This is a genomic window from Haloferula rosea, assembly GCF_016595525.1.
Classification (GTDB): Bacteria; Verrucomicrobiota; Verrucomicrobiia; order Verrucomicrobiales; family Akkermansiaceae; genus Haloferula; species Haloferula rosea.
Map to the genome: position 1 here is coordinate 140,884 of NZ_JAENII010000005.1, position 18,973 is coordinate 159,856.

Below are 18,973 nucleotides of genomic sequence, written 5' to 3' on the forward strand. Positions count from 1 at the left end.
CATTCCCGACTCTGTTTTTGAAGAACTTCCAGTCGCGCGAGTTCCTTTAAACGGGTCGACATCGGTCTTCTCGATTCGACGCGGCTGGGCTGCTCCCAAAGCGGTGTCAGGCCACCGCACTGCAAAGTCTCGCTTCGCTCGACGGGACCTCGGACATCCGTGGGGCGAGTGAACTTTTGTGAGCTTTTGCTTTCGCCGAATCAGCCGGCGGGGCAGGAATGGGGGTGATGGATGGACGTGTGTTTTTGGGGTGGGACGAGCCGCTTTTGGAGCGGGTGCTGGAGTGGCTTTGGGAACGTCGGGAGGAGTTGCCGGGCATGACGGTGGTGGTGCCGACCGCTCAGGCCGGCCGGCGTTTGCGGGAAGGTCTGGCGGAGCGCGGTGGATGCCTGGCTCCGAAGGTCGAGACGCCGGGGTATTTCCTGCGCACGGAGAGCTGTGTCTCGGCAGATTCGCAGGCGGCTCCACCTTCGGCGGAGGTGCTTGCTTGGGTGGAGGTGCTGGAGGGAGTGGGGGATTGGTCGCGATTTGAGACGGTTTTTCCGATCGAGCCCGGAAAGGATGAAGCTACCGGGTGGGCGCTGCCGCTGGCGCGGTCCTTGATGGATTTGGAACGGGCGATGCAGGAGGCGGCGGTGACGCTGGAAGGGGCGGCACGACGACTGGAGAGCTCGATCGAGGCAGAGCGGTGGCAGGAACTTGCTGAGTTATGGCGGCTGAAGGAGAGCCTGCTCTCCGACTGGAAGATGGCCGGGCGCTCTCGTCTTTTGATGAGTCTGCTGCAGGAGCCGGTCGAGGGAAGGATCGTGCTGGCAGGGGTTCCGGATTTACCGGAGGCGGTGGTTCGACGTTTGGAAGGGGCCGATTGCACGGTGCTGGTGGGTGCGCCCGAAAGCGAGGTAGAGGGCTTGGATCATTTCGGCCGTCCGATCCCGGATGCCTGGTCCGAGCGTGAGCTTCCGTGGCCGATGAAAGGCGACGTGTGCCTGGCGGCCGATCCGCGGCAGCAGGCTGAGATGGCGGTCGAACGGGTGGCTCGGGAGCAAACCGAGTCGTCCGAGTTGGCGCTTGGCTCGGCCGACGACGAAACCGCGGACGAATTGGTGCGGGCCTTCGGTCGGCAGGGATGGATCGTGCACAATCCGGCGGGAGCCGGGGTCTCTCCGGCGCGGGCATGGTTGTCGGCGTGGAGGGGCTGGATTTCCAAGCCGGCGGTGGGTCAGGCCATCGACCTGCTCGGTCATCCGGGGACGGTCGGGATCGCGGGTGGCATGCGTGCTCAGCGGGTGACTGCGCTGTCGAAGGCGCGGGACCGCTGGTTGGTCCGCGATCGTGAGGACATCGTGCGTGCCGCTGCGTTGAGCGAACGAGACCGGGAATCCCTAGAGCAAGCGGCCGAGGTGTTGGAGAAGTTGGAGACCTCGCGGAGCCTCTTCCTGCGTCGTCCCTTTGGCCCCGCCATGTCGGACCTGCTTGGGCGGGTCGACCGCGAGGGCGCCTGGCAGGAGGTCGGGACGTGGCTGAGCGACATGGAAGGGGCGATGTCGCGGACCAAGCGGGATTCGGTCTTCTGGCTGGATCTGCTGATGAGCGAGTTGACCGATCCAACGAAGGAAGCTCCGGAGGGGCGGGCGGTCGATGTGCAAGGGTGGTTGGAGTTGCTTCATGAGCCCGGGGGCCACCTCGTCGTGTGTGGTTTGAACGAAGGTCGGGTGCCCTCGACGGCCGGTAGCGACGCCTGGCTATCCGATGGAGTTCGGCAATTGCTGGGTCTGACCACCGATGCCCGCCGCGCAGCTCGCGATGCCTATGTGTTCAGCGCGATCACTTGCTCCCGATCGGCGGGACGGGTGGATTTGCTCCTGGCCAAGTCGAGTGCCGATGGTGATGCCCTGTTGCCGTCGAGATTGTTGTTGGCAGCTCCGGCCGAGAAGCTTCCCGAACGGGTGAAGACGCTCTTCGCGGAGGTGGAACCGCCGGATGCCGGGATGAGTTGGACCCCGGACTGGAAATGGCAAGTGCCGGTCGTGGAACCTCCTGGCCGGCTCAGTGTCACCGCCTTCTCGGACTACCTGGCATGTCCGGTACGCTTCTATCTGAAGCATGTGGTTCGCATGTATGAAGGGGAACCCGAGCGGGTCGAATGGAACGCGCGCGATTTCGGCAACATCTGTCACAAGGTGTTGGAGAATTGGGCCAATGATGAGGAAGCCCGTGATTATTCGAAGTCGGAGGCACTGGAGAAGTGGCTGTTGGAGGATCTGGATCGGGTGGTCGCCGAGCGCTTTGGAAGCGAGGTTCCGCTGGCGGTGCGCATTCAGATCGAAGGTTTGAGGCAACGGCTCACGTGGTTTGCCCTCAAGCAGGCCTGCGAGCGCGCCAGTGGTTGGCGGGTGATTGCGGCCGAGGAGAAATTTGAGCGCGAGATGGATGGAGTCACGGTGGTCGGCACGGTGGATCGCATCGATGTGCATGAAGACGGTCGCAAACGAGTGGTGGACTACAAGACCTTCAATGAACTGAAGGATGTCGAGAAGAGTCACCGGCTGACGGTGACGGCGAGCACCCGCTTGCCGGCTCATCTGGAAGGTGTCGACGAGGTGCAGGTCGCCAATGCCAAAGGCAAACCGACCCGCTGGACGAATCTTCAGGTGCCCCTCTACTCGTGGGCCATCGATGACGTGACCGAGGCGGGATACTTCGTCCTCGGTGCCTCGGAGAATCAGGTCGGCCTGTCCTTGTGGAACGGATTCTCCGCCGATGACGAGGAATCGGCCGTGGCGTGTGCGCGCTGGGTCATCGGCCAGGTGAAGGCGGGCGTGTTCGATCCGCCGGCGGAAAAGGTTCTCTACGATGATTTCGAAGTGCTGGGCGTGGGGCGTCCACTCGGTGAGCTGTTGGCGAAAGGAGGGGTGAAATGAAAAAGGATATTCTGAGCAGGAACCTGATGATTCTCGCTTCGGCGGGATCGGGGAAAACCTATCAACTGGGCAACCGGGTGATCGGCAAGGTGGGGGCCGAGGAGGTGGATCCGGAGCGCATTGTTGCGCTGACTTTCACCCGCAAGGCAGCGGGGGAGTTTGCGGATTCAGTCCTTTCGAAGCTGGCGGAAGCATCGACTGACCCGAAGGACCGGGACCAGTTGTTCAAGGACCTGCGTCGAACGATTGATGTCGAGGCGACGCTGCAGAAGATCGTCCGTGCCTTGCCTCGATTCCAATTGGGGACGATGGACGGCTTCTTCGCCCGGATTGTACGGGGATTCCAGTATGAGTTGGGTCTGACGGGGGGGAAGTTCGATCTCGTTCAGGGACCGAAACTTGAGGCTGCAGTGAGTGACATCCTTTCCGGTCTGTTGGTCGATGCCTTGGAGGGTGGGGAGGCGGAAGAGTTTCTCCATGCCTTCAAACGGGCGACGATGGGTCGCGAGGAACGCCGCGTGGCGGATCTGCTGTCGGACTTTTTCAAGCAGTGGCAGGGGCTCTGGAAGAGCGGTCTGAAGTTGGATGGCATGGACGAGGTTTTTGGGGCGCTTCCCGCGGTGGAAGAGTGGGAGGAGAAGAAGCGCGGGTTCGCCCAATCCCTTCGCAAGACCGTGGGAGGGATCGAATGGACCCGGAAAGGCCAGGACAAGGCCTATGAGAAGTTGATCGATGCCTTTGAATTCCACACCATTGGCAGTGGTTCGCTGGGCAAGGCGGGCAAGATGTTTGAGGGTGTGTGCGAGTGGTCGCTGGGCGGTGGGTCGATGGTGCTCAAGCACTACAAGGAATTCACACCGGGCCCGGTTGCCGAAGATGTCTTCCGCAACATGCTGGACCTGCTCCGCGGCTGTGAAATGTCGGCCGCTGTGGAGAGGACGAAGGCCGTGGTCGATCTGGTGCGGCGATTCGACGACGAATGTGAGCGGAGGCTGCGCCGCAAGGGGATGCTTGGCTTTGACGACGTGAAGTTGCTGATGGGCGACTGGGTCAAGGATGAGGAAAAACGTCTTCGCCGGGAGGCAGTCGATTTTCGGCTCGATGCCCGCTATGATCACTGGTTGCTCGATGAGTTCCAGGACACCAGCCGCGCCGAGTGGCGTGGGATGGAACCCCTTCTCAATGAAGCCTTCTCTGACTTCGACAAGTCGGTCTTCATCGTCGGTGACACGAAGCAGGCGATCTACGGCTGGCGAGGTGGTGATGTGGCGCTCTTTGATGAGATCAAGGAACACTACGCGGGTCAGCTCGAAGTCGATTCCATGCCGGACTCATGGCGGTCGTGCGACGCGGTGCTCGATCTGGTGAACCAGGTTTGCGGCGACAAGCATTCCATCGGTGAACTCTTTGGCGACAGCTTGGCGACCCGATGGCCGTGGCAGGAGCACGTGGCGGCGAAGAAGGGCGTCACCGGGGAGTCCCGGGTCGAGGTGGTGGCCGGCAAGTCCGAAGAACGCTACGGGCGAGTGGTGGAGCTGCTTCACGAGTTGGGCATCGGAAAGAAGGACCTGAGCTGTGGGGTGTTGGTGCGCACCAATGCTCAGCTGACCTCCTTGGCTGAATTGCTGCGTGCCGAAGGTTTTGATGTGATCGAAGAAGGTTCGCGCAAGCCGACCTCGGATCACCCGGTGGGTGTTGCCATCCATCAGTTGATCGCGTGGCTGGCGGACCCATCGAACGATTTCGCCCGCAAGGTTCTGGCCATGTCTCCCCTCGAAGCGGTGCTCGAGCAGCGCTTCGAAGGCATCGCCCTCAAGGCGTGGGAACAGCTCCTTGCCCAAGCGGGAGCCGAAGGTTTCGCCACGATGGTCGAGTCGCTGCTTGAACCGGTCTGGGAGGAAATCTCGGAGTTTGGTCGTCGTCGTGCCGGCGATGTCATCGGTGCGCTGGCAGCCTTCGATGGCGGTGGTGGCGGCAGTGCGCGCGATGCCTTGCGCTGGATCACCGATTTGGAAATCCCGCAGAGTCCCGGCTCTGCAGCGGTGCAGGTCATGACCGTCCACAAGTCCAAGGGGCTTGGTTTCGACGTGGTGATCCTGCCGGAGATCGATGATGCCCAGGTGCCGAATGGTGGGCGGTTCCAGATTTCGCGGGGACCGAACTGGGTGCTTCAGAATCCTGCTTCCTGGGTGCGGGAGGCCTACCCGGTGCTCGCGGCGGAGGAGTCGAAGTGGGAAGAGGAACAACGCTATGAAGCGATGTGTGTGCTTTACGTCGCCCTGACCCGCGCCAAGCGGGGGCTGTATGTGCTCCTGCCCGAGGATAAGAAATCGCGTGACGATGGCTGGGCGTCTCCGGCAAATCTCGTTCGACGCGCTGTGGGTGCGGATGGGGAAGGTGAGGTCTTCGGCTCGGGCGATGCCGGCTGGTTGAATGAGGTCAAGGACCGCGTGGTGACTGAGGAGAGCGAGAATGTGGCGCTTGGCGCAGCCCTGCCGATGCGCGGGCGATCCACGCCCAGCGGGGCGAAGGCGGAAGCCAAGGGGGAGGTGGTTGATTCACCGACGGGCAAGAAATTCGGCAGCGAAGTGCATGAAGTCTTCGAGCAGGTCGGTTGGGTCGACGAAGCGACGCCGGGGCTCCCGGATACGGAGGCGGGCCAGTTGGTGAAGGAACTACTGGAGGTTCCGGACATCCGACAGGGATTCGAGCGCGCCGGGGGGGATTTGCAGCTGTATCGGGAGCAATCCGTCGAAGTGATCGATCAGGGGAAATGGCTGAGTGGCATTGTCGATCGCCTCGTGGTGGGTGAGGGACGCGTCGAGATCATCGATTTCAAGACCGATGCCGTGGACTCCGCGGAGGTGCTCGTCGAGCGCTACCGGGGGCAGATGGCGGCGTATCGGCGGGTCATGCAGAAGCTGTATCCTGATCATGAAATCTCGTGTCGGATACTGTCCACCAAGCTTGCGACATGGATTGATTGTTAGGTCGGTATTCTACAGGCAAGCAGACACGAAAAAGCCGGGGCGGTGAGGCCCCGGCTTTGTGAGATTCGTGGAGTGTTGGATTACTCCGGTTGGTCGATGTTGACCGCTGCGTATTCGCCGTCCTTCCGGCGATAGAGGATGGTCAGGCAATCACGCCGGGCACTCTTGTAGAGAACGAACGGACGGTCGGTGAGTTCGAGTTCCATGACGGCGTCTTCCTTGTACATGGTGCGCAGTTGGAAGCGGTCGTTGTGGACGATGAATGGCTCGGGGTCCTGCTCGGACTCCTCGGGGTGATCGAGCGCGGTTTCGTCGAAGTAGCTTTCGTCGAAATAGCGGATCGACTCGTTGCGATGCGGCCGCTTCTTCTTGAGGAGGCGGGTCTTCTGCTTGCGCATGCGACGGGCGATCTTGCTGATGGTCTCGTCGATGGCGGCATACATGTCCGGCCCTTCCGTGTGTGCTTCGATGACGATGTGGTTCGCGCAAAAGAGAAGAACTTCCGCGATGTGGCGGTTCTTCTGAACGTCGAGGATGGCCTTGGCTTCGATGATGCGTGGGTAGTCAAGGTGCAGCCCTTCGATCTTCTTCTGGGCGTAATCGCGCAATGAGTCGGTCACGGCTTCGTGACGGACAGTCACGGTGATGGGCAGGTTCACGTTTTCGGTTTGCATCGTATTTCTCCTTATTGGTTATGGTGATTGGATGATCGGTTTTATCCGCTCTATCCACTACGTAATCTGAACCAAGATCGGGAAGTGTGCCATGCTCTTCTTGATAAAAATGCGGCATCATTGATGCGGCAAGGGATGGAGCCGGCGAGGGTATTCACATCGTGGGGACGACTGCTAGGCGGAGCCCCTCAGCAGCTGGCCCAGCTGGTCCGAGTTCTCCGCGACCGTGTCGCCAAGACCGGTGGCGGAGTGGTAGCCCCAGGCGACTCCGATGAAGGGGATGTGTGCATTTTCTGCGGTCTGACGATCGACGTCGGAGTCGCCGATGAAGCGGGCGTCGGAGGGGGGGATCTCCCACTGATCGAGGAGAAAGCAGGCGGCATCCGGGGCTGGCTTGCGTGCGAAGCGCTCGGACTTCCCGAGGACTTGGGTGAAGATGTCTCCAGGGAAGAAGTGGTCGACGATTTCGCGAGTGAAGGCGTCGGGTTTGTTGGAAAGGATGGCGAGCTGGTGTCCGTCGAGGTGGAGGCTGTGGATCAGGGTGTCGATGCCCGGGTAGAGGTGGCTTCCGGCCTTCCACTGATCGGCATACTCGCGCTGGAATGCGGCGTCCAATTCGTGAGCGAGTGGGTCGGGTGAGCCGCTCGGCATGGCCTGGCGTGCGAGTTCGAGGGAGCCCTTGCCGATGAAGGTGGTGACCGCGGACTCGGGATGGGTGGGCAGGCCCAAGGATTCGAGGGCGCGGTTCAGAGCGGAGGCGATGCCGGCGAGTGAATCGACGAGCGTGCCGTCGAGGTCGAAGATGAGGTGCACGCGGAAGAATTGCCGAGCCGGACGGTGAGGTCCAACCCGGAGGGTGTCGTTCTTCCCGGAGATCGGCGACGGTCTCAGTAGACGATCAAGCTGACCAATTCCGCGTCAGAAAACTCCGAGGGATACTCGGCGGCGACCAGCAGGGCCTCGGAGCGCACGATATCGTCGAGGACTTCGAGGGATTCGGCAGCGGGAGTGACGACGACTTCGGGCGAAGTCACGCCAGTGGGCTGCTTCATGATGGCCATGGCGACGATGGCAGCCGTGGCGGCGGTGGTCAGGCCACCGAGCGAGAGAGGCAGTGCGAAACGCTTCCACCAGGGTTTTTCCTGCCCGGAGAGGCGCGCAGCACGGACGACGTCATCGACAAATCGAGGGCTCGCCTCTTTGCGGGGCGTTTGGCGCAGGAGGTCCCAGACGGGATCCTGATCGATGGGGTCTTGCTCGTGATTCATGGACGACAGGGGTGTGATCTGGCGTGGTAACCCGCGAGGGAGGAGAAAGTTGCGGGATTTCAGACCCCTCTTTTTTCTCCCCACAAGCGGACATGGAGACGATCGCAGAATCTCCACCCGCGGTCGAGGCAAAGGGCCGCGACTTCCTCTCCATGGCGGTCGAGCTCGGCAGGGGTCCTGCCTTCCGGCATGAGGAGAATCCGTTCGGCGGGGATCTGGAAGCGGGTGGCCAGTGCTTCGATCTCGTTGATTTCGTGGGACTTGCTGACGACGAACTTGAACCAGCTTTTCGTGCTGGCGGCGAAGTGGGTGAGCGGCTCGTCGACGATCCGGGTGGATTCCTCCATGCCGGAATTGGAGAGCTTGGGGGAAACGTTGAATTGATCGATCCGGGCCTCCATTTCCGGGGAGGGGAGTCGGGTGCCGTTGGTTTCGACCTCGAAGGTCCAGCTGGGGTCATCGGCGCGCAGCAGGTCGATGAGCCGGACCCAGTCGTCCTGCTGAAGAAGCGGTTCGCCCCCGGTCAGCACGACCCGCCGGGTCGGGTAGCGCTTGAGCTCCTCCGCGATCTCCTCGGGAGAAATTTCCAGTGTGACCTCGTCGCGCACGTATTTCCGGTAGCCCGGCGTGCCGTCCAGGTCATGGGGCCATGGGGTGCCCTCGAAGTTCCAGGTGTAGTCGGTATCGCACCAGCGGCAGTGGAGGTTGCAACGTGACGCTCGAACGAAGATGGCGGGCAGCCCGGCGGAGACGCCTTCCCCCTGAAGGGTGTGGAAGATTTCGGGGCCGTCGTTGAGCTTGGCGAGTTTCATGCGTAGTCGGGGGGGGAATTGCGAAGGTGGGAATCCGGATTGTCGAGGCAATTGGGATTTGATCTTCCCGAATGCTGACCGGAGTTTCACGGCATGAGCATCATCACGGGGCGGGGAGACAGCGGGGAGACCGATCTGTTGTTTGGGCGGAGGACTGCGAAGACCGGGAAACGCGTTGAAGCGCTCGGTGCTGTGGATGAATTGAATGCCGCCCTGGGCTTGGCTCGGTCAGCGGGTGCGGCGGCCGAGGTGGAGGAGGTGATTGATCGGGTGCAGGAGAAGCTGGTGGCCTTGATGGGAGTGCTGGCCTGCTTGCCAGAGGATGCGGAGAAATATCGGGAGAAGGGTTTTTCGCCTTTCGGCGACGAGGATGTGGCGTGGGTGGAAGCGAGAGCCAAGGAGTTCGAGGGCAAGGGCATCCGCTTCGAGGGTTGGGCACGTCCGGGGGTCGAGCATTCGGTGGCGCGAGCCGGATTGGATTTAGCGAGGGCGGTGGCGCGTCGAGCGGAGCGACGGGTGTGGGATCTGCACGAGTCGGGAGAAGGTCTGCCGGAGGCGGTTCGACTGTATTTCAACCGGGTGTCGGACCTTCTGTGGATCCTCGCCAGAGTGGACGACAGGGATTGAGCGGGAGGCCGTGCTGGGGCAAGGGGGGCAGGGCGGGTGCCTCGTCCTGATTTGTTGGAGGATGGTATCGAGTCCGTTCGTGGAGGCGGGGTGGATTGGATGGTGCGTGGGACCGGAGTATGGATGAGGGTGGGGTGCTGGCTCACCATGGTAACCGAGAAAACCCGGGTTTCGGAGTGGCTCATGCCCTTCTAATGAGTGCGAGGCATCCGGGGACCGAAAGGGTCGGAGCCAACCAACACTTGATTCATGAAATACGGGAATTTGATTTCACTGGGGTGCTGCCTGTCGGTGGGCCTGCTTCACGGGCAAGCGGCTGACAAGGCCGATGTGGAGATCTATCAGGAGGGTTGGATCGACCGGAACAAGAATGGCCAGAAGGATCCCTACGAGGACCCATCGATTCCCGTGGAGGAACGGGTGAAGGACCTCATCGGCCGGATGAACATGGATGAGAAGACCGCGCAGATGGGGACCATCTACGGTCACAAGCGGGTCCTGAAGGACACGCACCCGACGCCGAAGTGGAAGGAACGTGTTTGGAAGGACGGGATCGGGAACATCGACGAGCACTGCAACGGGGTTCGTGGCGTGATGGACATGACGGGGCATGAGGAGCACGCCGAGTTGCTCAATACGATCCAGAGGTGGTTCATTGAGGAAACCCGGCTGGGGATTCCGGTGGATTTCACCAACGAGGGGATCCGCGGGCTTTGCCATAGTCACGCGAGCAATTTCCCGACCCAGATTGGTGTCGGCGCGACCTGGGACCGCGACCTTGTCCGACGGATCGGCGAGATCACGGGGAAGGAAGCGAAGGCCTTGGGTTACTCCAACATCTACTCGCCCATTCTCGATGTGGTGCGGGATCCCCGGTGGGGACGTACGATCGAATGCTATGGTGAGTCGCCGTACCTCGTGGGTGAACTGGGATTGCAACAGGCACTCGGAATCCAGTCCCAGAATGTGGCGTCCACGGTGAAGCATTTCGCTGCCTACAGCACGCCGAATGGCGGGCGTGATGGTCATGCCCGGACGAATCCGCAGATTCCCTACCGTGACATGCATGAATTGCTGATGCATCCCTTCGAGAAGGTGATCAAGGAGGCGAAGCCGAAAGGAGCGATGAGTTCCTACAACACCTATGACGGGGTTCCAGTGAGCAGTAGTTCGTATTTCCTGATCGACCTGCTCCGCGGGGAATATGGTTTCAACGGCTATGTCGTGTCGGACAGTGGCGCGGTGTCGCGTCTGCACGCGCAGCACGAGGTGGCTGCCGACTTCGATGAAGCCGTGGTGCAGGCGGTGAATGCCGGCCTCAATGTGCGGACGAATTTCAAGAAGACGGAGGACTTCGTGCTGCCGCTGAGGAAGATGGTTGCCGAGGGGAGGATCACCGAGGAAACGATCGACTCGCGCGTAGCGGACGTGCTGCGGGTGAAGTTCGAGCTCGGGCTTTTCGACGAGCCATTCGTCGATCCGAAGGCCGCCCCGAAGGTGGTGTATACCCCCGAGCATGAGGCGGCCACTCTGGAGGCGGCGCGCAAGGCGATGGTGCTGCTGAAGAACGATGGTATCCTGCCGCTGGATCCGTCGGCCTACTCGAAAATCCTGGTGACTGGTCCGGCCGCCGACGATGTGGTTCCGATGATCAGCCGCTACGGTCCGGGCGCGTCCGACGTGATTTCCCCCTTTGTCGGCATTCGCGACTTCATCGGGGACCGTGCGGAGGTCAGCTACACCGAGGGCGTGTATTACCATGATCAACGTTTCCCGCTTTCCGGGATCCTGCCCGAGCCACCGGATGACGACGAGCAGGTGAAGCTCGACAAGGCGATCGAGATGGCGAAGGAGTCGGACCTGATCATCACGGTGCTTGGTGACAATCACGATACCTGCGGTGAGTCACGCTCACGCAGCGATCTCGACCTTCCCGGTCATCAGACCTTGCTTGTGCAGAAGATGGTGGAGACGGGAAAACCGGTGATCGTGGTGCTCATGCCCGGTCGGGCTGCTTCCATCAACTGGATCGATGCTCACGTGCCCGGGATTCTTTGTGCCTGGCACGGTGGGGAGAAGGTCGGACAAGCCATCGCCGAAACCCTGTTTGGAGAGAACAACCCTGGGGGGAAAATCCCGATCACGTTTCCAAAGTCGGTCGGCCAGATTCCGCTCGCATTTCCTCACCGCAACGGATCATGGGGCGGACAGAGCACCGGGCACGATCCGAATGGGTGGGGGACCACACGGGTGCTTGGTCCCCTCTATCACTTCGGGCACGGGCTGAGTTACACCACCTTCGAGTATGGCGACCTGAACATCGAGCCTGCCGAGCCGACAGCCGACGATGAGATCACGGTGACCTGCGAGGTGAGCAACACGGGCAAGCGGGCCGGCGATGCGGTGGTCCAACTCTATGTGAAGGATGTGGTCGCGACGGTTGCTCCCTTCGAACAACTGCTGCGCGGGTTCGAGCGGGTTTCATTGGAGGCAGGGAAAAGCAAGGTGGTGAGCTTCAAGCTGAAGCCGCGTCGGGACCTGAAGATGCTCAATCGCGCGAACGAATGGGTTGTGGAACCGGGCGACTTTGAGTTGATGGTCGGTGATGCCTCCGGTAGTGACGGCATCAGGAAAAAGGGGCGAGTTACGCTTCGTTGAGTCATGAAGTCTTCCAGCTCACAGTTTGTTCTCGGCCTACTCGTTGGCGCGTTGCTGTGCTGCCTGGGCTTTGCGTGGCTCGGCCAGGGTCGCGAGGATGAGGATGGCGCCCGCTCGGTGCGTGAGATTACCGTCGCTCACGGTCTCGCGGTGACGCACCCGGTGCACAAGGGCATCGAGGAGTTCGGTCGGGAGCTGACCAGGCTGTCCGGCGGCACCATGAAGGTGAATATCTTCCCCGGGGAGCAACTGGGGGACGAAACGGTGTGCCTCGAGAAGACACAGCAGGGTGAGATCGACGTGACGAAAGTCAGCTGTGCCCCGATCGGTAACTTTGTTTCCGTGTTCAAGCTGTTCAGTCTGCCCTACTTGTTTCGCGACGAGGGTCACTTCTGGCGGGTGCTGGATGGCGAGGTCGGATTGGACTTGTTGGACGCTCTGGGAGTGAACGACGAAGGTGGGCGGAGCGGGCTTGTCGGCCTGGCCTACTACGATGCGGGTAGTCGCAGTTTCTACGCAACCCGCCCGCTCACGGGTCCGGGGGATCTCGATGGATTGAAGATCCGGGTCCAGCAGGATCCCGTGGCCGAGGCGACGGTGAAGTCACTGGGTGGATCGGCCGTGACGATGTCGTTCGGGGAATTGTATACGTCGCTCAAGCAGGGCGGGGTCGACGGTGCTGAGAACAATCCGCCTAGCTTGTTGTCGAGTCGCCACTTCGAAGTCTGCAAGCACTACCTGTTGGACGAGCACTCCCGCATCCCGGATGTGCTCGTTGCCGGGGCGAAGTTCTGGGACAGCCTGAGTGAGCGCGAGCGGGAGTGGGTGGAGCAGGCATCCAAGCACTCGAGTGAGTTCCAGAGAGAACTGTGGGCGGAGGAGAACCAGAAGGCCCTCGATGAACTGGCGGCCGCTGGGGTGACCATCCGTGAAGCAAATGCCGAGGAGTTCCGCAAGCTGACCGCGGGGGTGGTCGGAACCTATGCGACCGGTGCACGCAAGGAGTTCGTCACCCGTATCGAGGGCGTGGAATGAAGTTTTTCGAACAGCTCCAGAAGGCCCTTGCGAAGACGCTCGGGGTGATCTGTGTGGTCGTGTTCTCGGTGTTGGTCATCGATGTGCTGTGGGCGGTCTTTGCGCGCGAAGTGCTGGATGCCCAGCCTGCCTGGACCGAGCAGTTGGCACGCTTGCTTCTCGTTTGGCTGGCGATCCTCGGTGGCGTGCTGGCCTACTCCGGCGACCGACATCTCGGCGTGGATGTGCTGGTGTCCCGGTTCCATCCGGCGAGCCGGCGACACGCTCATGTGATCGGCCATCTTTGCGTCTTCGGATTTTCGGTGGCGGTCCTGCTGGTCGGTGGAATCCACTTGTTCCGTGACCGCCTTGCATCCGGCCAGATGATGGCCACGCTCGGGATCAGCAAGGCGTGGTTCTATCTCGTGCTGCCTGTCGGTGGCGCGTTGATTTCGCTGCTTTCCATCGAGAAGATTCTGGCGCTCCTGTTGCCGGTGGACGGAAAGGGGGACGAATGAGTGTCGGTCTCGCGGTATTGCTGGTGTCCTTCGTGGTGCTCCTCATGCTCGAGGTGCCGGTGGCTTTCGTCATCGGTCTGGCCACCCTGCTGGGGGCGCTGGCTCTGGGGCGGGATGGATCACTCGTGAGTGTGGCGAGCGACATGGCCAACGGCTTGGACAGTTTCCCGCTGCTTGCGATCCCGTTCTTCATTCTGGCGGGGGAGTTGATGGCGACCGGCGGCTTGGCCCGCCGACTGATCGACTTTGCTTCGTCGATCGTGGGTCGGTTGCCGGGCGGCTTGTCCGTGGTCAATACCCTGACCTGCATGCTTTTCGGCGCGGTATCGGGATCGGCGACCGCGGCCATTTCCTCGGTGGGTGGAGCGCTGATCCCCGAGATGGAGAAGAAGGGATATCCGCGTGATTTCAGCGTGGCCCTCACGGCAACGGCGGCGACGACGGGATTGTTGATTCCGCCGAGCAACGTGATGATCGTGTATGCCTTGGTGGCGACCAACGTCTCGGTCGGCGCCCTGTTCCTCGCGGGCCTGGTGCCGGGCATGGTGACCGGGCTGGCGGTGATGGTGGTGGCGTTTCTGGTGAGCCGACGATTCAAGACAGCCTCCGACGGCGACGGTCCCGCGCCCCTCGTGGAAGTCCCGGCATTCTGGAGTTCTTTTTTCAGGGCCTTGCCCAGCCTTTCCATGCTGTTCCTGGTGGTCGGAGTGATCATTCAAGGGATCATGACCCCGACCGAGTCGTCGGCGATCGCCGTGCTGTGGTCCCTGATTCTGGTCTGCGTGTGCTACCGCGAGGTGAACTGGAGACAGCTTCCATCGATCCTGATCAGTTCGGCCCGGACGACCGGCATCGTTCTGTTGTTGATCGGAACGAGCGCGGCGATGAGCCGGCTTCTGACGATTGAACAGGTTCCGCAGGCGGCGGCAGCGGCGTTGCTGGCGGTTTCCGAGAACCCCTTGGTGGTCCTGATGCTGATCAATCTGGCTCTTCTGACCGTCGGCATCTTCATGGACATGACGCCCGCGATTCTCGTGTTCACCCCCATTTTCCTGCCGGTGGCGATCGGGATCGACATTCACGCCGTCCACTTTGGTGTCATCATGGTGGCGAACTTGTGCATCGGCTTGTGCACTCCACCGGTCGGATCCTGCCTGTTCCTCGGATGTGGTGTGGGAAAGGCAAAGATCGCCGGGGTCTCGAAGGCGATGATCCCATTCTACGCGGCGATGTTTGCAGCCCTGCTGTTGATCACCTACTGGGAGGATCTGGTGCTCTGGCTGCCGCGCGCGCTTGGTGAGCTGGATTGATCGGACTTCAAGGGGGGCGGTTCATGCGACCCGATCGATGTGAGGTGGATCGGCTTCAAGCCCGACCCCCAAGCATGGGTTTCTGGGGGCTTGTGTCCGTCTGGAGATGGGGATTTTCTTCTCGATGGTCCTTGAATCGAAATGTTCCGCTTTGCCGCGGCGCTCCAACATGCCCCGGAGCGATGCCTGGAAGCTGAAAAAGCAACAGAATCGGCTTTACAAGCGGGCTTTGGTCCCTATTTTCCGCGTCCCCACACGGGAATCACCATTTTTCGACCATGAAAGTTCTTTCTTCTCTTTCCTCCGCCAAGCGCCGCCACACTGACTGTCAGGTGGTTTCCCGCAAGGGCACGACTTACGTCATCTGCAAGACGAACCCGAAGTTCAAGGCCCGTCAGGGTGCGACCAAGGGCACGCGTCTTTCCAAGAAGGGCGTGAAGTAAGACATCCTGGTTTTTCATGACCTTGAAAGGCGGCCCTCGGGTCGCCTTTTTTGTGCTCGGATGGCCGCTGCGGTTACTTGGCGGCGAGCCATTCCAACACACGCCCGGCCGCCGCGAGCCCGAAGGTGGCTGTGACATGGGTGGCGGATCCGTAGCCGGCGTCACAACGAAGGCCGCCGGGAAGGTCTCCGGGGCGGTCCTGGCTGACGTCGCCATCACAGGTCGGATAGACCGGGGTTTCCTCGGAATAGACGGCCTCGATTCCGAAGTCGGGAACCTGACCACGTTCCGGCGCTTTCGGGAATCCGTAGTTGGTCCGCAGTTGTTTCCTGACGGCGGCCAGGAGCGAGTCCTTGCTGGTGTGTGCGAGGTCCGCGACGCGAATCCGGATGACGTCACGACGTCCCCCGGCAGCACCGGATGCGACGACCGGGATGCCCCTTTCATGGCAGGCGGCCAGCAGGTGGCACTTGGCACGGAGTGAGTCGATCGCATCGATGACCGCATCGGGTCGGGGAGTGAGGAGCTCGTCGGCGTTCCGCTCTGAGTAGAAGGATTGCACTTCGGTCACCTGAATGCCCGGTTGAATGAGTCGGAGGCGTTCGGCGAGCACTCCGGCTTTCGGTTTGCCGTAGGTGCCGTCGATGGCGTGGATCTGGCGATTGGTGTTGGTCACGCAGAGGTCGTCGGGATCGACCAGTGTCAGCTTGCCGATGCCCGAGCGCGCGAGGCTTTCCGCTGCCCACGATCCCACTCCACCAATTCCCACGACCACGACGCTGGATTGCTGGAATTTCTCGAACGCAGCGTTTCCATACAAACGCGCGATGCCGGACAGGCGATCGGTGACGGACATGGGGGGAGAATGAGTGCGCGGTCCGCTGAGTTGAAACCCAAAAAACTCGCTTGGGATGAGTCCGCTGGGCGATGGAACTCGCACTCAGGCGTCGAGCAGGTGCTGTCGCATGTTGGACAGGATCTCGGCGCAGCGGTCAGCGTCTCCTCCTTTGACTTCGGCGGTTGCCCAGCCGGTGAATCCGATCTCCTCCAACGCCTTGCGGACCTCTGGCCAATCGACATCGCCATCACCAATCTTGCAGAACCCTGCCTGAGTGCCCCAGTCCTTCACGTCGAGTTTCACAATGCGCCTTCCCAGCAGGCGGATCCAGTCGGCGGGTTTTCCGAAGCGCTGATGATTGCCAATGTCGAAGTATGATCCGACCCAGGGCGAATTGATTTCGTCGAGGTATTTGGCAAGCGATTCGGCGGATTGGCGGTTGCCGCCCTTCTCGTCGTAGAACATCCGGTTCCATACGTTCTCGATGAGGATGTGGATGCCTTTTGATGCGGCGAGCGGCAGGGCGGCACGGATCGATTCGATCGACCTCTTCCAGGCTTCCTCGTGGGTGGTGTGCTTGTCGACCACGCCAGGCACGAGCAGCACCGACGAGCCTCCAACCTGAGCGCATTCAGTGATGGCCGTGCGCAAGCCTTCCAGGGCCTTGGCCCGGATCTCTGCAGATGGGTCGGAGAGCCGGATTTTCCAGTGAATGGAATCGACCACCCCATGGATGGGAAGCCCGGTGGACCCGGAGGCTGAGAGAGCCTCCTTCTTGTTCTGACCCCCGGGAGAATCCAGTTCGATGCCGTCGTAGCCGAGTCCCTTAAGGATCGTGAACTTTTCTTCCAGGTTGGTCCCGAACTTGGCCATCCCCGCCTTGAGTGCGAGTTGGATCGTGGGTGATGGGGGCCCGTCCTCGTTCAAGCCGAAGGCGGTCGGCAGCAGGGCGCTGGAACCGAGCCCTGCAAGGAAATGTCTGCGCTGCATGGGGTGCATACGGCGCTTATGGATTCATTCCTTGCGGAAAAGTGACAGGGTCTATTGATCCCCTTGCTGGCGGTGTCGCTTGAACCTCGTCAGTGTTTCTGCACGCTCGGTCGAGTGATCAACGCAGGGAAGGGGGTAGCCCTTGGCTAGTGGCTCATTTCCCTCGGGAGGCGAGTGGAGCCGCTTGGCGGGGATGTCCTTGAGTTCCGGGATCCAGCGTTTGATGTACTTCCCATCCGGGTCATGCCTCTTCGACTGGGACCATGGGTTCTGGATCCTGAAGTAGGGGGCTGCATCCGCGCCGGTGCCGGCGGACCATTGCCAGCCGCCGTTGTTCGAAGCAATCTCGCCGTCCACCAGATGCTGCATGAAGAATGACTCACCCAGGCGCCAATCAATGTGCAGGTCCTTGGTGAGGAACATGGCGACGATCATCCGCACCCGATTGTGCATGAAACCGGTAGTGAGCAGTTCGCGAATGCCGGCGTCGACGATGGGGAAACCGGTCTCACCGCGCTTCCACGCTTCAAAGTCATCTCCGGGCTCATCCCAGGGCAGTCCCCGCCAATCGGCCATGAATTCCTGCTCAAGCACGTGCGGATAGTGATGAAGAATGGCCATGTAGAACTCCCTCCAAGCCAGTTCCTTGACGTAGGTTTGGAGGCTTTCCCTCGCCGATGGAGCAGCGGACTGCCTCGCCTTGTCCAGCTTCTGGTAGACCGTGCGGATCGAGATAAGGCCGAAGCGAAGATCTTGGGACAGGCGTGAGGTGCCGTCGGCGGACGGAACATCGCGCAGGTCGGCGTAGCTCTCCACCCGCTCGTTGATCAGGCGCTTGAGCCGGTCGTGGGCGGCCCGTTCACCGGCAGGGAGAATCGAGCAATCCTCAGGCAATTCGATGGACCAATGATCCAAGGATGGAAGGGGATCCGAGTCCAGGGAAGCGGGTGTCCGGAGTGCTTTGGGCTTGCCGCCGGGTTCCGGTTTGTCGCGACCCAGCCAGTTTTTGCTGTAGGGAGTGTAAACCCGATAGGGCTGGTCCGACTGAGTGAGGATCTCTTCGGCCGTGTGGAGGGTGTGATCGTGGAATCCCCGGCATTCGATTCCCCGCTCCTTGCAAGCATCCTGCAAGCGGTGTTCCGTTGCCTTCCCGAAGGGATCCGGGTCGCGGTTGAAAAAGATGGCGTTGGCTCCGGATTCCTCGGCGAGGGTCAGGAGCGCATCGACCGCTTCACCGCCGCGGACGATCAGTCGGCCGTCGATGGTTTCCAGGTTCCGGTTCAGCGATTTCAGCGATTCGCAGAGGAAGTGCTGGCGCTTGGCTCCGGTCCAGTTGTGGGAGCCCGACCAATCGCTAACGATATAGGCCGGGATGACAGGTCGTCTTTCCCTCGAGGCCTTTAGGAGACCTGTATTATCAAGGATTCGGAGGTCTCTGCGGAACCAATGGATGACGGGTGGGGTAGATGATGACATGGCCAGAAAAGCAAAAGACCGCACGGCCCCCCGCGATCGGGGGGCGTTCGTGCGGTGTGAATCGCAGGGGGGATCAGACGCTTCTCAGGAGTTTCTCGACCTTCCGAACGGTAGTATCGTTCAGTTTGCCGTTCACTCGACGAGAACGTGCAATGATCTCCTTGATGTCCTCAAGAGCCTGCTCGGCAGCTTCAAGAGCCTTCCGTCCTCCGCCGTATTGTTTGTCAGAAAAATACTTGGTGAAGGTGGCTCCTCCTCGGCTGATGCACAGGCGCCAGCCTTGGAAAGCAGTGCTTTCGTAGGTGAATCTTGTCAGATTCCGTTTGGATTTCATCGAACGCGTTGGTTTGGTTTTCCGGGGTGTCTTTCGTTTGCTAGTCGTTGTCTTCACATTGTAGGGTGGCACCTGTTGGGATGGTTGGCGAAGGATTTTT

16 protein-coding genes are annotated in these 18,973 nt (G+C 61.1%); 8 read left to right on the forward strand and 8 right to left on the reverse strand.

Features of this window, described 5'->3' with window-relative positions:
- The first annotated feature begins 239 nt into the window (after positions 1–239).
- Together JIN81_RS08535 and JIN81_RS08540 are read left to right on the forward strand one after the other, a co-directional pair.
- Positions 240–2,921, forward strand: a complete 2,682-nt coding sequence (locus tag JIN81_RS08535; RefSeq protein ID WP_325100864.1) for a PD-(D/E)XK nuclease family protein — start codon at positions 240–242, stop codon at positions 2,919–2,921.
- Positions 2,918–5,911, forward strand: a complete 2,994-nt coding sequence (locus JIN81_RS08540; RefSeq protein WP_200278512.1) for a UvrD-helicase domain-containing protein — start codon at positions 2,918–2,920, stop codon at positions 5,909–5,911. The genes JIN81_RS08535 and JIN81_RS08540 overlap by 4 nt, the downstream gene beginning before the upstream one ends.
- 80 nt (positions 5,912–5,991) lie before the next feature.
- Here the strand turns inward: JIN81_RS08540 and hpf are convergent, their stop codons facing one another.
- The 4 genes from hpf to JIN81_RS08560 all read right to left on the reverse strand — a co-directional run bounded on the left by hpf (position 5,992) and on the right by JIN81_RS08560 (position 8,665).
- Positions 5,992–6,585 carry a ribosome hibernation-promoting factor, HPF/YfiA family gene (hpf, locus tag JIN81_RS08545; RefSeq protein ID WP_200278513.1) on the reverse strand — a complete coding sequence of 198 codons (594 nt, stop codon included), beginning with the start codon at positions 6,583–6,585 and terminating at the stop codon, positions 5,992–5,994.
- A gap of 174 nt (positions 6,586–6,759) precedes the next feature.
- The gene (locus tag JIN81_RS08550; RefSeq protein ID WP_200278514.1) at positions 6,760–7,398 is read right to left on the reverse strand and encodes an HAD hydrolase-like protein; all 639 of its coding nucleotides are present in this window, start codon (positions 7,396–7,398) and stop codon (positions 6,760–6,762) included.
- A gap of 74 nt (positions 7,399–7,472) precedes the next feature.
- Positions 7,473–7,853, reverse strand: a complete 381-nt coding sequence (locus JIN81_RS08555; protein ID WP_200278515.1) for a hypothetical protein — start codon at positions 7,851–7,853, stop codon at positions 7,473–7,475.
- A gap of 59 nt (positions 7,854–7,912) precedes the next feature.
- Complete coding sequence (locus JIN81_RS08560) at positions 7,913–8,665, reverse strand: 7-carboxy-7-deazaguanine synthase QueE (protein WP_200278516.1); 753 nt, start codon at positions 8,663–8,665, stop codon at positions 7,913–7,915.
- A gap of 93 nt (positions 8,666–8,758) precedes the next feature.
- On the opposite strand from JIN81_RS08560, the gene JIN81_RS08565 reads away from it, so the two are divergent.
- The 6 genes from JIN81_RS08565 to ykgO all read left to right on the forward strand — a co-directional run bounded on the left by JIN81_RS08565 (position 8,759) and on the right by ykgO (position 15,235).
- The gene (locus JIN81_RS08565) at positions 8,759–9,292 is read left to right on the forward strand and encodes a cob(I)yrinic acid a,c-diamide adenosyltransferase (protein WP_200278517.1); all 534 of its coding nucleotides are present in this window, start codon (positions 8,759–8,761) and stop codon (positions 9,290–9,292) included.
- A gap of 249 nt (positions 9,293–9,541) precedes the next feature.
- Positions 9,542–11,950, forward strand: coding sequence for a glycoside hydrolase family 3 N-terminal domain-containing protein (locus tag JIN81_RS08570; RefSeq protein WP_200278518.1), 2,409 nt, complete (start codon positions 9,542–9,544; stop codon positions 11,948–11,950).
- A gap of 3 nt (positions 11,951–11,953) precedes the next feature.
- Positions 11,954–12,985: a TRAP transporter substrate-binding protein gene (locus tag JIN81_RS08575; protein ID WP_200278519.1), complete on the forward strand. Its 1,032-nt coding sequence runs from the start codon at positions 11,954–11,956 to the stop codon at positions 12,983–12,985.
- The gene (locus JIN81_RS08580) at positions 12,982–13,482 is read left to right on the forward strand and encodes a TRAP transporter small permease (RefSeq protein ID WP_200278520.1); all 501 of its coding nucleotides are present in this window, start codon (positions 12,982–12,984) and stop codon (positions 13,480–13,482) included. The genes JIN81_RS08575 and JIN81_RS08580 overlap by 4 nt, the downstream gene beginning before the upstream one ends.
- Complete coding sequence (locus JIN81_RS08585; RefSeq protein WP_200278521.1) at positions 13,479–14,792, forward strand: TRAP transporter large permease; 1,314 nt, start codon at positions 13,479–13,481, stop codon at positions 14,790–14,792. The genes JIN81_RS08580 and JIN81_RS08585 overlap by 4 nt, the downstream gene beginning before the upstream one ends.
- A 278-nt stretch (positions 14,793–15,070) precedes the next feature.
- Entirely contained in the window at positions 15,071–15,235 is a 165-nt protein-coding gene (gene ykgO / locus JIN81_RS08590) for a type B 50S ribosomal protein L36 (RefSeq protein ID WP_200278522.1), read from the forward strand.
- Between the two features lie 73 nt (positions 15,236–15,308).
- Here ykgO and JIN81_RS08595 read toward each other — a convergent pair whose 3' ends face one another.
- The 4 genes from JIN81_RS08595 to JIN81_RS08610 form a co-directional block, all read right to left on the reverse strand.
- Positions 15,309–16,091, reverse strand: a complete 783-nt coding sequence (locus tag JIN81_RS08595) for a tRNA threonylcarbamoyladenosine dehydratase (protein WP_200278523.1) — start codon at positions 16,089–16,091, stop codon at positions 15,309–15,311.
- An 84-nt stretch (positions 16,092–16,175) separates the two neighbouring features.
- Positions 16,176–17,063 (reverse strand): sugar phosphate isomerase/epimerase family protein, encoded by an 888-nt coding sequence (locus JIN81_RS08600; protein ID WP_200278524.1) that lies wholly within the window; start codon positions 17,061–17,063, stop codon positions 16,176–16,178.
- A gap of 51 nt (positions 17,064–17,114) precedes the next feature.
- Entirely contained in the window at positions 17,115–18,539 is a 1,425-nt protein-coding gene (locus tag JIN81_RS08605) for a cryptochrome/photolyase family protein (protein ID WP_200278525.1), read from the reverse strand.
- A 73-nt stretch (positions 18,540–18,612) separates the two neighbouring features.
- Positions 18,613–18,873, reverse strand: coding sequence for a hypothetical protein (locus tag JIN81_RS08610; protein WP_200278526.1), 261 nt, complete (start codon positions 18,871–18,873; stop codon positions 18,613–18,615).
- Between the last annotated feature and the right edge of the window lie 100 nt (positions 18,874–18,973).

Bases quoted from the DNA above. Each gene is read 5' to 3' on its own strand.
- JIN81_RS08540 (WP_200278512.1), top strand. From the start codon at position 2,918: ATGAAAAAGGATATTCTGAGCAGGAACCTGATGATTCTCGCTTCGGCG.
- JIN81_RS08565 (WP_200278517.1), top strand. From the start codon at position 8,759: ATGAGCATCATCACGGGGCGGGGAGACAGCGGGGAGACCGATCTGTTG.
- JIN81_RS08595 (WP_200278523.1), bottom strand. From the start codon at position 16,091: ATGTCCGTCACCGATCGCCTGTCCGGCATCGCGCGTTTGTATGGAAAC.
- JIN81_RS08575 (WP_200278519.1), top strand. From the start codon at position 11,954: ATGAAGTCTTCCAGCTCACAGTTTGTTCTCGGCCTACTCGTTGGCGCG.
- JIN81_RS08555 (WP_200278515.1), bottom strand. From the start codon at position 7,853: ATGAATCACGAGCAAGACCCCATCGATCAGGATCCCGTCTGGGACCTC.
- JIN81_RS08600 (WP_200278524.1), bottom strand. From the start codon at position 17,063: ATGCAGCGCAGACATTTCCTTGCAGGGCTCGGTTCCAGCGCCCTGCTG.
- JIN81_RS08585 (WP_200278521.1), top strand. From the start codon at position 13,479: ATGAGTGTCGGTCTCGCGGTATTGCTGGTGTCCTTCGTGGTGCTCCTC.
- ykgO (WP_200278522.1), top strand. From the start codon at position 15,071: ATGAAAGTTCTTTCTTCTCTTTCCTCCGCCAAGCGCCGCCACACTGAC.
- JIN81_RS08560 (WP_200278516.1), bottom strand. From the start codon at position 8,665: ATGAAACTCGCCAAGCTCAACGACGGCCCCGAAATCTTCCACACCCTT.
- JIN81_RS08605 (WP_200278525.1), bottom strand. From the start codon at position 18,539: ATGTCATCATCTACCCCACCCGTCATCCATTGGTTCCGCAGAGACCTC.
- JIN81_RS08580 (WP_200278520.1), top strand. From the start codon at position 12,982: ATGAAGTTTTTCGAACAGCTCCAGAAGGCCCTTGCGAAGACGCTCGGG.
- JIN81_RS08610 (WP_200278526.1), bottom strand. From the start codon at position 18,873: ATGAAATCCAAACGGAATCTGACAAGATTCACCTACGAAAGCACTGCT.
- hpf (WP_200278513.1), bottom strand. From the start codon at position 6,585: ATGCAAACCGAAAACGTGAACCTGCCCATCACCGTGACTGTCCGTCAC.
- JIN81_RS08570 (WP_200278518.1), top strand. From the start codon at position 9,542: ATGAAATACGGGAATTTGATTTCACTGGGGTGCTGCCTGTCGGTGGGC.